This is a genomic window from Allobosea sp. Root381, assembly GCF_001429395.1.
GTDB lineage: Bacteria > Pseudomonadota > Alphaproteobacteria > Rhizobiales > Beijerinckiaceae > Allobosea.
Genome location: NZ_LMJT01000042.1, coordinates 23,274 through 38,443, shown reverse-complemented (window position 1 = coordinate 38,443; position 15,170 = coordinate 23,274). Strand labels below are relative to the sequence as shown.

Annotated in this window: 14 protein-coding genes; 10 read left to right on the top strand and 4 right to left on the bottom strand. The window is 67.3% G+C overall.

Going from position 1 to position 15,170, the window contains the following annotated elements:
* Positions 1-93 precede the first annotated feature (93 nt).
* Positions 94-1,083, bottom strand: a complete 990-nt coding sequence (gene galE, locus ASE63_RS23590) for a UDP-glucose 4-epimerase GalE (RefSeq protein WP_056807611.1) — start codon at positions 1,081-1,083, stop codon at positions 94-96.
* A gap of 179 nt (positions 1,084-1,262) precedes the next feature.
* On the opposite strand from galE, the gene ASE63_RS23585 reads away from it, so the two are divergent.
* The 6 genes from ASE63_RS23585 (at position 1,263) to grxD (ending at position 6,505) form a co-directional block, all read left to right on the top strand.
* Positions 1,263-2,144 (top strand): UTP--glucose-1-phosphate uridylyltransferase, encoded by an 882-nt coding sequence (locus tag ASE63_RS23585; protein WP_056807610.1) that lies wholly within the window; start codon positions 1,263-1,265, stop codon positions 2,142-2,144.
* Between the two features lie 22 nt (positions 2,145-2,166).
* Entirely contained in the window at positions 2,167-3,048 is an 882-nt protein-coding gene (locus ASE63_RS23580) for a methyltransferase domain-containing protein (protein ID WP_056807822.1), read from the top strand.
* 13 nt (positions 3,049-3,061) lie between these two features.
* Positions 3,062-3,514 carry a thioesterase family protein gene (locus ASE63_RS23575; protein WP_056807608.1) on the top strand — a complete coding sequence of 151 codons (453 nt, stop codon included), beginning with the start codon at positions 3,062-3,064 and terminating at the stop codon, positions 3,512-3,514.
* A 150-nt stretch (positions 3,515-3,664) separates the two neighbouring features.
* Entirely contained in the window at positions 3,665-5,875 is a 2,211-nt protein-coding gene (gene purL / locus ASE63_RS23570) for a phosphoribosylformylglycinamidine synthase subunit PurL (RefSeq protein WP_156410573.1), read from the top strand.
* An 11-nt stretch (positions 5,876-5,886) separates the two neighbouring features.
* Positions 5,887-6,123 carry a BolA family transcriptional regulator gene (locus ASE63_RS23565; protein ID WP_056807604.1) on the top strand — a complete coding sequence of 79 codons (237 nt, stop codon included), beginning with the start codon at positions 5,887-5,889 and terminating at the stop codon, positions 6,121-6,123.
* 46 nt (positions 6,124-6,169) lie between these two features.
* Positions 6,170-6,505 (top strand): Grx4 family monothiol glutaredoxin, encoded by a 336-nt coding sequence (grxD, locus tag ASE63_RS23560; protein WP_056807820.1) that lies wholly within the window; start codon positions 6,170-6,172, stop codon positions 6,503-6,505.
* A gap of 97 nt (positions 6,506-6,602) precedes the next feature.
* Here the strand turns inward: grxD and ASE63_RS23555 are convergent, their stop codons facing one another.
* Together ASE63_RS23555 and ASE63_RS23550 are read right to left on the bottom strand one after the other, a co-directional pair.
* Positions 6,603-7,562 carry a hypothetical protein gene (locus ASE63_RS23555; RefSeq protein WP_056807602.1) on the bottom strand — a complete coding sequence of 320 codons (960 nt, stop codon included), beginning with the start codon at positions 7,560-7,562 and terminating at the stop codon, positions 6,603-6,605.
* 182 nt (positions 7,563-7,744) lie between these two features.
* Positions 7,745-9,475: a carbamoyltransferase C-terminal domain-containing protein gene (locus tag ASE63_RS23550; protein WP_056807600.1), complete on the bottom strand. Its 1,731-nt coding sequence runs from the start codon at positions 9,473-9,475 to the stop codon at positions 7,745-7,747.
* A gap of 178 nt (positions 9,476-9,653) precedes the next feature.
* Here ASE63_RS23550 and ASE63_RS23545 point away from each other — a divergent pair, with 178 nt between their 5' ends.
* On the top strand, positions 9,654-11,015 hold the full coding sequence (locus ASE63_RS23545; RefSeq protein WP_056807598.1) for an amidohydrolase family protein: 1,362 nt from the start codon (positions 9,654-9,656) through the stop codon (positions 11,013-11,015).
* Between the two features lie 79 nt (positions 11,016-11,094).
* Here the strand turns inward: ASE63_RS23545 and ASE63_RS23540 are convergent, their stop codons facing one another.
* Entirely contained in the window at positions 11,095-11,724 is a 630-nt protein-coding gene (locus ASE63_RS23540) for a TlpA disulfide reductase family protein (RefSeq protein ID WP_056807596.1), read from the bottom strand.
* A gap of 29 nt (positions 11,725-11,753) precedes the next feature.
* On the opposite strand from ASE63_RS23540, the gene argH reads away from it, so the two are divergent.
* The 3 genes from argH to lysA all read left to right on the top strand — a co-directional run bounded on the left by argH (position 11,754) and on the right by lysA (position 15,125).
* On the top strand, positions 11,754-13,145 hold the full coding sequence (gene argH / locus ASE63_RS23535) for an argininosuccinate lyase (protein ID WP_056807594.1): 1,392 nt from the start codon (positions 11,754-11,756) through the stop codon (positions 13,143-13,145).
* A gap of 222 nt (positions 13,146-13,367) precedes the next feature.
* Positions 13,368-13,631 carry a lipoprotein gene (locus ASE63_RS23530; protein ID WP_156410572.1) on the top strand — a complete coding sequence of 88 codons (264 nt, stop codon included), beginning with the start codon at positions 13,368-13,370 and terminating at the stop codon, positions 13,629-13,631.
* Positions 13,632-13,835: 204 nt separating this feature from the next.
* Positions 13,836-15,125, top strand: coding sequence for a diaminopimelate decarboxylase (lysA, locus tag ASE63_RS23525; RefSeq protein WP_056807589.1), 1,290 nt, complete (start codon positions 13,836-13,838; stop codon positions 15,123-15,125).
* Positions 15,126-15,170 lie beyond the last annotated feature (45 nt).

Here is a 15,170-nt window from a genome sequence, read left to right as displayed (position 1 = left end):
CACTGCCGCATCTGGATTGCTTCGCCGCTCGCGCTCCTCGCTATGACGCGATCAGCGTCTCGACGCGATTGAAAACGTCTCCAAAGCAGCCGATCAGGCCGTGTTGCGCGTCCGGAGCTTGTCCTCCCAAGCCAAGGCCTGGCCGACGATCTCGTCGAGGTCGTCATGCTCGGGCCGCCAGCCTAGCTCGTCGCGGATGCGATCGGCCTTGGCGACCAGCGAGGCCGGATCGCCGGGGCGGCGCTCCGCATAGGTCACCGGGAAATCGACGCCCGAGACGCGCTTGACCACGTCGACGACCTCCTTGACCGAATAGCCCCTGCCATAGCCGCAGTTCAGCGTCAGGCTCTTGCCGCCGGCGCGGAGATGGTCGAGCGCCGAGAGATGGGCGCGGGCGAGGTCCGTGACATGGATATAGTCGCGGATGCAGGTGCCGTCCGGCGTCGGGTAGTCGGTGCCGAAGACCTGCAGCCCGGCACGCTGGCCGAGCGCCGCCTGTCCCGCGACCTTGATCAGATGCGTGGCGTTCGGCGAGGACTGACCGGAACGGCCCTTCGGATCGGCGCCTGCGACGTTGAAATAGCGCAGGGCGACATAGGACAGGCCGTGGGCGCGGGCGACGTCGCCCAGCATCCATTCGCTCATCAGCTTCGAGCGGCCGTAAGGGTTGATCGGGTTGAGCGCGATCTCCTCCGGCACCGGGCTGACCGCAGGCTCGCCATAGACCGCCGCGGTCGAGGAGAAGATGATTCGCTGGACGCCGCCGCGCACCGCGCTCTCAAGCAGGGCCCGCGTCTTCACCGTGTTGTTGAAATAATAGCCTAGCGGATCGGTCACCGATTCAGGGACGACGATCTTGGCCGCGAAATGGGCGATCTCCGTAATTCCGTGCTCGGCGATGATGCGCTCGAGCAGCGCTTCGTCGCCGATATCGCCCTGGACCAGGACGGCCTCCTTCGGCACCGCCCACCAGAAGCCCGTCGAGAGATTGTCGAGCACGACCACGTTCTCGCCACGGTCGAGCAGTTCAAGGACCATATGGCTGCCGATATAACCGGCGCCCCCCGAAACAAGTACAGCCATACCGGATGTTCGCTCCTCGCTTCATCGAGCCGCCCTGAACACAATGCGCATTCACGGGTTCTCAAGCTCACCTGGTTATTAGTACGTTGTGGCCGGTTCGCGACAAGCCGTGTTCCGACCGCCAGATCCACCTCCGCACGCCACAGGCATGCAAGGCCGAGGCGCCAATTGGACCTTCAATGACGAAACGTATCCGCAAGGCCGTCCTCCCCGTCGCCGGTCTCGGCACCCGCTTCCTGCCCGCGACCAAGGCTATTCCGAAGGAGATGCTGACGGTCGTCGATCGTCCCGTCGTCCAGCACGTCGTCGACGAGGCCCGGGCCGCGGGCATCGAGCATTTCGTGTTCATCACCGGCCGCAACAAGGCGGTGATCGAGGATCATTTCGACCTCGCCTATGAGCTCGACGACACGCTGCGCAAGCGCAAGAAGACGAAGGAGCTCGAAGGACTCCTGGCGGACCTGCCGGCCGCCGGCGCCACCAGCTTCACGCGCCAGCAGGCGCCGCTCGGCCTCGGCCACGCCGTCTGGTGCGCCCGCGACATCATCGGCGACGACGAGCCTTTTGCGCTGCTGCTGCCTGACATGCTGCATCACAGCCACGGCAAGGGCTGCCTCGCCGAGATGATCGACGCCTATAACCGTCATGGCGGCAACCTCATCGCGGTTGCTCCGGTGCCCGACGACCAGACCCACCAATACGGCATCGTCGGGGTCCAGGACGTGAAGGCGAAGGTCTCGAAGGTGACCAAGATGGTCGAGAAGCCCGCCAAGGGCACGGCGCCGTCCAACCTGCACATCACCGGCCGCTACATTCTGCAGCCGACGATCTTCAACCTCCTGGCCAATCAGGAGCCGGGGGCCGGCGGCGAGATCCAGCTGACCGATTCGATGATCGCGCTGTCGCGTCTCGAGACGTTCCATGCGGTGCGCTTCGACGGCGACATCTACGATACGGGGTCGAAGATCGGCTTCCTGACGGCGAACCTCGCCTATGCGCTCGATCGCGGCGATCTCGGCCCGCAGCTGCGCGAGGAGATCGAGCGGCTGCTCGAGCGCTGACGGTGCCTGCAAGGTCGCACAGATGAGCGAACCGAGCATCGTCTTCGACCGGGCACTCGGCCGCGCGCGGCTCAGCCGCGCGCTCGCCGGCGGTTATCCCGACTTCCTGCTGGCGCGTGCGGCGTACGATCTGGAGGAGCGGCTTTCTGCCGTGCTTCGGCGCTTTGCAGTTGCGGCCGACCTCGGCACGCCGCTGCCGCTGGCTGCGCCGGTGCTGCGCGCGAAAGCCGATGCGCTTCTGCGCATGGCGGAGGCGGCGGGCGGGGCGGCCGATCTCGTCGGTGATCTCGAACATCTCCCGCTGGCGCCGGAATCGCTCGACCTCGCCGTGTCGCTGTTGGCGTTGCAGGGCGTCAACGATTTGCCGGGGACGCTGATCCAGATTCGACGGGCCTTACGTCCCGACGGGCTGTTCATCGGCTGCCTGGTCGGCGGTCGCTCGTTGCAGGAGCTGCGCCAGACGCTTCTGGAAGCGGAGGCCGAGACCTCGGGCGGGGCCAGCCCGCGGATCGCGCCCTTCGCCGATCTGCGCGATGTCGGCAGCCTGCTGCAGCGAGCCGGCTTCGCGCTGCCCGTCGTCGACAGCGAGGTCGTGACCGTGCGCTACCGTGACATGTTCGGGCTGCTGCGCGACCTGCGGGCGATGGGCTGGGGCAATGCGCTTATCGCCCGCCGCAGCTCCGGCCTGCGCCGCGATACGCTGATGCGGGCGGCGGCGCTCTACGCCGAGCGCTACGCCGATCCGGACGGGCGGCTCAGGGCGACCTTCGAGATCGTCTGGCTCTCGGGCTGGGCGCCGCATGAGAGCCAACAGAAGCCACTGCGGCCGGGCTCCGCCAAGGCGCGGCTGGCGGATGCGCTCGGCGTGCCCGAGATCAAGACGGGCGAGAAGCCGGGACAGTGAGACGGGGAACGGCGTGAGCGAGAAACGAGAGCGGCTCGGGCGCGCCGCCTTCCGCCTGTTTCGCGCCATCCCGACGCGCTGGGCGGACAACGATGCCTATGGCCATGTCAACAATGTCGTCTACTACGCCTGGTTCGACACGGCCGTGAATGCCTGGCTGGTCGAGGGCGGCTTCCTCGATATCGCCGGGAGCGCGGTCGTCGGCCTCGTGGTCGAGACGAGTTGCAGCTATTTCGAGAGCGTGGCCTTTCCCGAGACGGTCGAGGTCGGGCTCGGGATCGAGCGCCTGGGCAACAGCTCGGTGACCTATCGGATCGGGATTTTCCGCGAAGGCGGCGAGCGGGCGGCGGCGCAGGGCCATTTCACGCATGTCTATGTCGACCGCGCCACGCAGCGCCCGGTGCCGATCCCTGCCGATCTGCGTGACGCGCTCCGGAACCTTGCGGGGTCGAACAGACCTGCTTGAACGCGCTGGTCGGCCGGGGCGCCCTCCGAGCGCGATCGTCGCTGACGCGGCCCGCTAAGGGCGTTGTGGTGCCGGAATGCGTTGTCTCGCGGCGTGAGGCAGGCTATGCCCCTGCCAACCCTTTGCCGGACCGCCAGGAACCCTGAACCCGTGATTTCGAACGACATCAAGATCACCCCGCAGCTCGTCGCCGAGCATGGCTTGAAGCCGGACGAGTATCAGCGCTTCCTGCACCTGATCGGGCGCGAGCCGACCATCACCGAGCTCGGCATCGTCTCGGCGATGTGGAACGAGCACTGCTCGTACAAATCCTCGAAGATCCATCTGAAGACGCTGCCGACCAAGGCGCCCTGGGTGATCCAGGGCCCGGGCGAGAATGCCGGCGTCATCGATATCGGCGATGGGCTCGCCATCGTCTTCAAGATGGAAAGCCACAACCATCCGTCCTTCATCGAGCCCTATCAGGGCGCGACGACGGGTGTCGGCGGCATCCTGCGCGACGTCTTCACCATGGGCGCGCGGCCGATCGCGGTGCTCGACGCGCTGCGCTTCGGCTCGCCCGATCATCCGAAGACCCGCCACCTCGTCTCCGGCGTCGTCGCCGGCATCGGCGGCTACGGCAATTCCTTCGGCGTGCCGAATGTCGGCGGCGCTACCGGCTTCCACAGCCGCTATGACGGCAACATCCTGGTCAACGCCATGGCGGTCGGCATCGCCCGGGCGGACGAGATCTTCTACGCCAAGGCGTCCGGCGTCGGGAAGGCGATCGTCTACCTGGGATCCAAGACCGGCCGCGACGGCATCCATGGCGCGACCATGGCCTCGGCCGCCTTCGGCGAGGGCGCCGAGGAGAAGCGCCCGACCGTGCAGGTCGGCGATCCCTTCGCCGAGAAGCTCCTGCTGGAAGCCTGCCTCGAGATCATGGCCGCCGGCCATGTCGACGCGATCCAGGACATGGGCGCGGCCGGCCTGACCTGCTCGGCCGTCGAGATGGGCGCCAAGGGCGATCTCGGCGTCGAGCTCAACCTCGATGCCGTGCCCTGCCGCGAGGCCGGCATGAGCGCCTATGAGATGATGCTCTCGGAGAGCCAGGAGCGCATGCTCATGGTGATCAAGCCGGGTCATGAGGAGCCGGCCGAGGCGATCTTCAAGAAGTGGGGGCTGGATTTCGCCGTCGTCGGCCATACCACCGACAATCTGCGCTTCGTCGTGAAGCACAAGGGCGAGACCATGGCCGACCTGCCGATCAAGGAGCTCGGCGACGAGGCTCCGGAATATGACCGGCCCTGGATCGAGACGCCGCCGCAGCAGCGCATCGCGCCGGAGAGCGTCGAGGCGTCGCTGACCAGCACGCAGGCGCTGCTGAAGCTGATCGGCTCGCCCGATCTCTCGTCGAAGCGCTGGATCTGGGAGCAGTACGACACGCTGATCCTCGGCAACTCGGTGGTGACGCCGGGCGGCGACGCCGGGCTGATCCGGATCGAGGATGGTCCGAAGGGGCTGGCGATGACCGCCGACGTGACGCCGCGCTATTGCGAGGCCGACCCGTTCGAAGGTGGCAAGCAGGCGGTGGCGGAAGCCTGGCGCAACCTGACCGCGACCGGGGCTACGCCGCTCGCGATCACCGACAACCTCAACTTCGGCAATCCGGAGCGGCCCGAGGTGATGGGCCAGCTGGTCGGCTGCGTGCGCGGCATCGGCGAAGCCTGCAAGGCGCTCGACTTCCCGGTCGTCTCCGGCAACGTCTCGCTCTACAACGAGACCAACGGCGTCTCGATCCTGCCGACACCGACCATCGGCGGCGTCGGCGTGCTGGCGGACGTGACGAAGCATGCGACCATCGCCTTCAAGGCCGAGGGCGAGAGCATCGTCCTGATCGGCGCCACGGAAGGCTGGCTCGGCCAGTCGGCCTATCTCGCTACCATCTGTGGCCGCGAGGAGGGCGCTCCGCCGCCGGTCGATCTTTCGGTCGAGCGCCGCAATGGCGATTTCGTGCGGGGGCTGATCACGGCTCAGCGGGTCACGGCCTGCCACGACCTGTCGGATGGTGGGCTCGGCGTCGCATTGGCCGAAATGGCGATGGCGGGCGGCGTCGGAGCGGTGATCGAGCACCTGCCGGCCGGCCCGGCCCATGCCGCGCTCTTCGGCGAGGATCAGGCGCGTTATCTGGTGACGGCTCCTGCGGCCGTGGCCGAGGCCATCCTGTCCGAGGCGAAGGCAGCCGGCGTGCCGGCCCTGCTGCTCGGCAGCACGGCGCCCGGTTCCCTGACGTTGCCGGGCGAGGCCGCGATCCCGCTCGCCGATCTGCGCCAGGCCCATGACAGCTGGCTGCCCGCCTATATGGCCGGCAAGGCCGCCTGAGGAGATTTGCCATGGCGATGGACGCGCATGAGATCGAGCGCATGATCAAGGCGGCGCTGCCGGATGCGGCGGTCGAGATCAAGGATCTGGCCGGCGACGGCGATCATTATGCCGCGACGGTGGTCTCGGCCGCCTTCAAGGGCAAGAACCGGGTGCAGCAGCACCAGATGGTCTATGCTGCGCTGAAAGGTAACATGGGCGGCGTCCTGCATGCCCTTGCGCTGACGACGTCGGTTCCCCAAGATTAGAACGAAACCATCCGGTGGGCCTTGAACCCGCTCCAGGAGACAGATGATGTCCGATGTCAATGCCCGCATCGAAGCGGAAGTGAAGGCCCATGACGTCGTGCTCTTCATGAAGGGCACGCCGCAATTCCCGATGTGCGGCTTCTCCGGCCAGGTCGTGCAGATCCTCTCCTATGTCGGGGTGCCCTTCACGGGCGTCAACGTGCTGGAGGATCAGGAGATCCGCGAGGGCATCAAGGCGTATTCCAACTGGCCGACGATCCCGCAGCTTTACGTCAAGGGAGAGTTCGTCGGCGGCTGCGACATCGCTCGCGAGATGTTCCAGGCCGGCGAGCTGCAGGCGCTCTTCGAGGAGAAGGGCATCGCGGTCAAGCAGGCAAGCTGAGCGGCTCATTCCGGTCGATTTCACGAAAGGCCCGCGTCACCGATGGTGGCGCGGGCCTTTCGCATGGTGCATTGGCTCGAACCCGTGCGATCCGGCGCTACTTCCCCCTGAATGCGATCGAGCCGGCGACACGGTCGATCGCCGGCTTCAGCGTGTCGAAAGCGGCGCTCGGCGAGATCGCGATCAACCGCACGAAGCGCCCGTCCGGGCCGAGGGCGAGATGCTGCTCGAAGCGCTTGCCTTCGCCATCCTCGCCGGCCAGCAGATAGCCGTCGGTGGCGGCGAAGCGGGTTGCTTCCCGCCGGGCGATCTTCGCGGTGGAGAAACCGCGGGTCTGCTTGAGCAACGTCTCCGACAGTGCATCGAGCTTGGCGCCGCTGGCGCCGGAAAGCTGGGACGCGACGATGATCAGCGGCTGGGTGCCGGAGGGGTCGGCATTGAGCGGGCCGGAGGTCATCAGCACGCCGGCACCGCCGATCGTGTCGACGATCCGGAACGGTTCGGCGGTGGCGATGGCGAAGGGCAGGGCGCCGAGCTTCTCCTCCAGACTCGGCTCGGCGCCGAGCGAGACCGAGCGCAGCATCGACTCGACGTCGGTCGCGGACAGCCCGGCATCCTGCGGTGACTGCACGGTGATCATCACGGTCTTGCCGCCCTTGAAGAGCGCGACCCATTTGGCGAAGCTCTGCCCGCCCGAGTTCTGCGTGCCGACCAGCAGCGGGATCTTGCCCGCGTTGGTATCGAGCTCCTTGCGCGAGGCGACGTCGACATTCTGCTTGGCGAAATTGACCTTGGCCGTCTCCAGCGAGGCGAAAAGCTGGGTTAGCGCCGGATGCGCCTCGGCCGGCAACTCGGCGACGAGGATCGACGCCTTGGTCTGCGGGTTCTGCAGGCCGGCGAAGCCGCTCGCCGTCGTGAAGCCCTTGGGCGGCACGAGCGAGACGGTGGTGCCCGGGATGGCGAGGCGCTCCTGCGCCAGCGCCGGCAGGGCCCAAGAGGCGAGAAGCGCTGCTCCGAGGACGTGGACGCTGCGGCGGGTCGGTCGGACGTTCGTCAAGCTCTCATCTCCTGCTCCGGCTCGGGCGGATAACGGCTGCGGAGGCGTTTGGTTCGCGGCCGCCGGTGCGCGCAGGCTAGGCAGGGCCATTGGCTGGAATGTGACGTTGGATCAGCGCGCCTCCGATCCGACGCCGGTGATCTCTGTCTTGTCGCCGCATCGGATCAATCAGAGGCAGTCGGTCACTTCACCAGAAGCCAGTCCTCGACCACGAGCGCATCGAGCCCGCTGGTGTAGAACATCAGGATCGCGTCCTCGGCCGTGTGCAGGATCGGCTTGCCCATGATGTTGAAGGAGGTGTTGAGGACGACCGGGACGCCCGTCAGCGCGTGAAAGGCGGAAATCAGCTCGTGATAGCGCGGGTTGCGCTCGGCCGTGACGCTCTGGAGCCGGCCGGTGCCGTCCTCGTGGACGACGGCGGGGACATGGCGGCGCACCGCCTCCTTCCAGACCAGGGTGCGCTCCATATAGGGGGCATCCTGATAATCCTCGAACCAGGCGGGGCCGTGCTCGGCCAGGATCGACGGCGCGAAGGGGCGGAAGGCTTCGCGATATTTCACCTTGGCATTGAGGATGTCCTTGGCGTCTGCCGGCCGGGGATCGGCGAGGATCGAGCGGTTGCCGAGTGCGCGCGGGCCGAATTCGGCGCGGCCGTGAACCCAGCCGATGAGCTTGCCCTCCGTCAGCAGGCGCGCCGCCGTCGCGGCGATCTCCTCGGGAGGCAGGCGGCGCAGGCGCGGTTCCCATGCCTGCATGCGCTCGAAGGCTTCTGTCGATACGCTCGAGCCGAGATAGGGCGACAGTGGTCCCTTCGGTGCGCGCCAGCCGGGATTGGCCTCGGCATGGCTGAGCCAGGCGGCGCCGATGGCGTTGCCGTCATCAGCCGGGGCCGAGGGCACGAAGACCTCGCGGAAGCCGTGGCGGCCGACGATCCTGCCGTTGAAGGACGAGTTCAGCGCGCAGCCACCGGCGAGAACGAGGTTTTCGGACGGGACGAGGGCGGCGGTCTCTGACAGCAGCGCCTCCATCATCTCCGCGAAGACATCCTGCCCGCAGCGGGCGAGATCGGCCCAGCCCTGGTCCAGCGCTTTTGCCGGGCGCAGCGCCAGGATCTCGGCGGCGACCTCGCGCACCGTCTCGACCGCGGCGAAGCTCAGCTTGTGGCCTTCGATCCGGTAGAGCCGGCGCAGCAGCGCCAGCAGCCGCGCGTCGGCATGGCCGTAGGGCGCGAGCCCCATGATCTTCCATTCCTCGCCCTTGGCCTGGTCGAAACCGGCGAGATCGGTGACCAGCCCGAAATAGAAGCCGATCGATTCGCGGCCGCGATGGCGCCTGACCTCGCGGAGGCGGCCATCCTCCAGCGCAAAGATCGCCGAGGCGCCGGTCTCGCCCATGCCGTCGACGACGAGGCAGGCGGCGTTGTCGAAGGGCGAGGACCAGCAGGCATAGGCTGCATGGCTGAGATGATGGCCATGGCGCTTCAGGCCGGTGACGTTCGCCCGGCCGAAGGCGCGGTCGAGGCCGAGCAGCGTGCCGATGCCGGCGCGCTGCTGGTTCTGGTGCAGGGAGGCGATCAGCGCGCGCTCGGTGCGCTCGGGAACGAGCGAGCGATTGAGCTCGGGCGAGAGCTTGCGCAGCGCGTCGAGCGTGAAAGAGCCGGCGCGGCCCATCTGGTCGAGGAAGCCGGTGAACTCTTCGCCCCAGCTTGTCGCGATTCGGACCTCGGCACCCGAGGGAATGTAGCGCCTGAACAGAGCCTCGACCCGCGGCGGCGGGTCCGGCTCGCAGTTCGGAGCGCGCTTGTACTGCAGGAACCGCTCGGTCGCCTCGGCGAACAGCACGGTGCCATCGGGATCGATGATGGCGAGGGCGGGGTCGTGGAAGGTGGTGGCAAGTCCTATCGTGTAGGTCATGCCGGGCAGCCTAGGACGAGATCGCGGCAAGCGCGAGGTCCGGTCCGAACAACCTGGCTGCCTGAACTCACCGCAGAGCGGCCAGAAGCCGACCCGGCTTGCGCCCCGGCGCTACTCCTCTACTGCTTGAACGTGCCATTCTCGGCGTTCCACCAGCGAGGTTTCGGGAGACATCAGCATGGCGCATCTGTCGAGACGCGGCTTCGTCGCGGCGCTGCCGGCCCTGGCCGCGGGGTTTGCATCATCCGTCCGCGCGCAGCCCAGCGGGGCGGCAGGGGGCGGCGCAACGCTGTTCCAGGACGTGCGCATCTTTGACGGCACCGGGAGCCCGCTCTCTGTGTCCTCGCAGGTGCTGGTCCGCGGCAATTTGATCGAGCGCATCTCGACGACGCCGATCGCCGCCGAGCCCGGCACAACCGTCATTGCGGGCGGCGGCCGGACCTTGATGCCGGGCCTGATGGACATGCACTGGCATGCGATGCTGGTGCGCTCGACGCCGGCCCAGTCGCTCTTCGGCAATCTCGGCTTCAACTATCTGACGGCCGGCGCCGAGGCGACCGACACCCTGATGCGCGGCTTCACCACGGTCCGCGACATGGGTGGCCCATCCTTCGGCCTCAAGCAGGCCATCGATGGCGGCGTGGTGCCCGGTCCCCGTATCTACCCGTCCGGCGCCGTCATCACGGTGACGAGCGGGCACGGCGATTTCCGCCAGCTGACGGATCTGCCCCGAAAGCCGGGCACGCTGTCGCGAATGGAGGAGGTCGGCGGAAGCATGGTCGCCGACAGCCCCGACGAGGTTCGCATGCGCGTCCGCGAGCAGCTGATGCAGGGTGCCTCCCAGATCAAGCTGACCGCGGGCGGCGGCGTCGCCTCGCCCTTCAGCCCGCTCGACGTCTCGACCTTCACTGCCGAGGAGCTGCGCGCCGCGGTCGAGGCCGCCGAGAATTGGGGCACCTATGTCACGGTCCACGCCTACACCTCGGCGGCGATCGCGCGCGCCATCGGCGTCGGCGTGAAATGTATCGAGCACGGCCATCTGATGGACGAGGCGACGGCGAAGCTGATGGCTGAAAAGGACGTCTGGCTCAGCACGCAGGCCTTCCCCGACGAGATGGCCGATGCCTTTCCGCGCGGCTCCTTCGAACGGGAGAAGGCCTATGCCGTCTTCGCCGGCACGGAGAAGACCTTCGAGTTGGCGAAGAAGCACAAGCTCAAGCTCGCCTTCGGGACTGACATCCTGTTTTCGCCGCAGCTCGCGACGCGGCACGGGGAGCTGCTGGCCAAGCTCGCTCGCTGGTTCACGCCGACCGAGGCGCTGACCATGGCGACGAGCAACAATGCCAAGCTGCTGGAGCTGTCGGGCCTGCGCAATCCCTATCCGGGGAAGCTCGGCGTCGTCGCGCCGAATGCGCTGGCCGACCTGCTGTTGGTCGACGGCAACCCGTTGGAGAACCTCGGCCTCGTCGCCGATCCGCGGAAAAATTTCGTGGTCATCATGAAGGACGGCCGGATCTACAAGAACACGCTGCCGGGCTGACTGGATAACGGCGTGTCATTCCGGGGCTCGCCCTGCGGGCGCCCCGGAGTGACGGCGCGGGGCCGGCGGGATTTTGGCGCTATCGCTTCAGCGCCGCGCCGATCAGCGCCTTGGCGTCGGCGCTCGCCCAGTCGGCCGGACCCTGCAGGATGGCGAGTTCGCAACCCTCGGCATCGACGATCAGGCTGACCGGCATGCCCTCGACCTTGCGGGCGGCGCGCAGGTCCTGGAATACCTTGGCTTGCGGATCGGCATAATAGGGCAGGGCTGTGATCTTGCGATCGGCGAGCCAGGCCTTCGGCTTGTCGAGGTTGCGGGTGTCGATGTTGATCGCGACGACCTGGAAATCGGCGCCGCCGAGCCCGGCCTGCAGCGCGTCGAGCGACGGCATCTCCTTCAGGCAGGGCGGGCACCAGGTCGCCCAGAGATTGACGAGCAGCGTGCGGCCCTTGAAGGCGGAGAGCGTGGTCGGCGCGCCGTCCGGCCCGTCGAAGGCGAGGTCCGGCGTAGGCATGGGCGTGGCGTTGACCTGGACGGCCGCGACCTCGCCGCGGGCCAGCGGCGCCATCCGCTTCGCGACCGCCTTGGCCGCACTGCAAGAAGCGGAATTGCCGGCATCGCCCGCTACGGAGTAGAAGGCCGCACCGCCGCCGAGCGCGACAAGCGCCAGCGCTCCGACAGCGGCCAGGATTTTCGTTCGTGACGTCATCGTACGTCCTAGAAGCAGGAAAGACCGTCGTGAGCAATCGTATGTGGGGTGGACGTTTCGCCGCGGGTCCCGACGCCATCATGGAGGAGATCAACGCCTCCATCGATTTCGACCAGCGCCTGTGGCGCCAGGACATCCGCGGCTCGCTTGCCCATGCAACGATGCTGGGCGAGACCGGCATCCTGACCAGGGACGATGTTGCCGCGATCAGCGCCGGGCTCAAGCAGGTCGAGGCCGATATCGAGGCCGGCACCTTCACGTTCTCGCGTGCGCTCGAGGACGTCCACATGAATGTCGAGAGCAGCCTGAAGGACCGGATCGGCGCCGCCGCCGGGCGCCTGCACACCGGCCGCTCGCGCAACGACCAGGTCGCGACCGACATGAAGCTGTGGGTGCGCGACACGCTCGACCAGCTCGACGCGCAGATGGCCGAGCTCCAGCTCGCGCTTGCCGAGAAGGCGCAGGCCCATGCCGGGGCCGTGATGCCGGGCTTCACGCATCTGCAGTCGGCCCAGCCCGTGACCTTCGGCCATCATCTCCTGGCCTATGTCGAGATGCTCGGCCGCGACCGCGGCCGCATCCGCGACGCCCGCGCCCGACTGAACGAGAGCCCGCTCGGCGCGGCCGCGCTCGCCGGCACCTCCTTCCCGATCGACCGCGAGATGACGGCGAAGGCGCTCGGCTTCGACCGGCCGACGGCGAATTCGCTCGATTCGGTCTCGGATCGCGACTTCGTGCTGGAGACGCTGGCCGCGGCCTCGATCTGCGCGATGCACCTCTCGCGCTTCGCCGAGGAGATCGTGCTCTGGGCGACGCCGCAATTCGGCTTCGTGCGCCTCTCCGACGCCTTCTCGACGGGATCCTCGATCATGCCGCAGAAGCGCAACCCCGATGCCGCCGAGCTGGTGCGCGGCAAGGCGGGGCGCGTTTTCGGCACGCTGCAGCAGATGCTGACGATGATGAAGGGCCTGCCTCTGACCTATTCCAAGGACATGCAGGAGGACAAGGAAGGCACCTTCGACGGCCTGCAGACGCTGTCGCTTTGCCTCGCCGCCACCACCGGCATGGTCCGCGACATGCAGCCCGACCTCAAGGTGATGAAGAAGGCCGCCGGCCTCGGCTACGCTACCGCGACCGATCTCGCCGACTGGCTGGTGCGGGTGCTGAAGATGCCGTTCCGCGACGCACACCACGTCACCGGCCGGCTCGTCGGCATCGCCTCCGAGAAGAAGGTCGGGCTGGAGAAGCTCTCGCTAGCCGAGATGCAGGAAGTCGAGCCGAAGATCACCGAAGCCGTCTTCGCCGTGCTCGGCGTCGAGCAGTCGGTGAAGAGCCGCGTCAGCTATGGCGGCACCGCGCCGGCCAATGTCCGTCGGCAGGCGGCGCGCTGGCTGAAGAAGCTCGCGAAGGAGCGCGGCTGATCCTGCCGCAATGCTCGCCCTTGTGGCGAGCATCCACGTCTTGAACACTGCCCTCGTCAGAGGAAGACGTGGATGGTCGGTACAAGCCCGACCATGACGAGAAGGGCTCGCATCCTCAGAATGATGAGGCAGGCCCTTCAAGCCTCGCCTCCGCCGCCTTCCTTCGCTACAGTCTCCGCCACGTTTCGCCCAATGTTTGCTTTGGCCCAAGGGTTCGCTTTCGTGCTGCACTCCCGCCTGAAAATCGGCCGCGCCGTCCTGGTCGCCGGCTTGCTCGCCGTCGCGCTCGGGGCCTGTGGCCGCAAGGGCCCTCTCGAAGCGCCGCCGAATGCCGCCAACGCGATCAACCTGCCCGATTCGCAGATCGGCGGGGTCGAGAATGATGCGACAGCGATGACCCAGGGCTCGATCCTGGCGCGGCCGCCGAAGGCCGGAGCGCAGGTCACCGTACCTGACAAGCCGTTCGTGCTGGACGCGATTCTCTGAGTTTCGTTACGAACGAGCCCTCGCCCTGAGGAGCAAGCCGAAGCCTTGCGTCCGAAGCATGCTCCAGATGGTTTCGAACCCTCCTGAAGCATCCTTCGAGACGTTGCTGGCGCGGCTCCTCGGGATGAGAACTCGAATATATCGGCCGGAACCCTGGAGGGCGAGGCTGTGGCACTGCACTTCTCGAGCTAACGGCGAGCACCGATGCATCATTTCAGCTATCGCGACGGCACCCTCTTCGCCGAGGAGGTCGACCTGCGCCGGGTCGCGGCCGAGGTCGGCACGCCGGTCTATGTCTATTCCTCGGCGACGATCGAGCGCCATTACCGCCTCTATGAGCAGGCGATGAAGTCTGCCGCTCCCGCCGGCAAGGCCCATGTCTTCTATGCGATGAAGGCCAACGGCAATCTCGGCGTGCTGAAGACGCTGGCCGCGCTGGGCGCCGGGGCCGACACGGTGTCGGAGGGCGAGGTGCGCAAAGCGCTCGCCGCCGGCTTCCCGCCGGAGCGCATCGTCTTCTCGGGCGTAGGCAAGAGCGAAGCCGAGCTGCGTTTCGCGGTCGAGGCCGGGATCTATCAGGTCAATGTCGAAACAGAGAGCGAGCTCGACCTGCTCTCGAAGGTCGCGGCGTCGCTCGGCAAGCGCCAGGAGGCGGTCTTCCGCGTCAATCCCGACATCGGGGCGGGCGGCCACGCCAAGATCACCACGGGCTCGTCCGAGAACAAGTTCGGCGTCTCCTTCGATGAGGTCGGCCGGCTCTATAGTCGCGCCGCCAATATGCCCGGCGTCAGGATGATGGGGCTTGCGCTGCATATCGGCAGCCAGATTCGCGAGACCGGCTCGTTCGAAGCGGCCTATTCCAAGATGGCGGCGCTGGTCGGCAGCCTGCGCGGTGAAGGCCATCGCGTCGATCGTCTCGATCTCGGCGGCGGCCTCGGCATCCCCTATGAGGTGCCGAAGGATTTCGACCAGGGACCGGAGCTGATCGAGGCCTATGCGGCGATGGTCGGCCGGATCACCAAGGGGCTCGACGTCGAGCTCGGCTTCGAGCCCGGGCGGCTGATCGTCGGCAATGCCGGCATCCTGCTGACGCGGGTGCTGCATCTCAATCCGCGCCCGACCAAGCAGTTCCTCGTCGTCGACGCGGCGATGAACGACCTGATGCGGCCGGCGATGTACGAGGCCTATCACGAGATCTGGCCGGTTTCGGAGCCCGCGCAGGGCGCGAGCGAGGTCGCCTATGACGTGGTCGGGCCGATCTGCGAATCGGGCGATACCTTCACCACCGGGCGGCGCCTGCCGGCGCTGAAGCCGGACGACCTGATCGCCTTCATGACCGCAGGCGCCTATGGCGCCAGCATGTCCTCGACCTACAACCAGCGCCTGCTGGTGGCGGAGGTGCTGGTGAAGGGCGGCGAATATGCGGTCACGCGGCCGCGCCAGAGCTTCGAGGAGCTGCTCGGCACGGATCGTGCACCGCCCTGGCTGGCCTGAGCTTGACGCCGAGAAGTGGGAACCGGTTTTCGGAGCACGTCATGC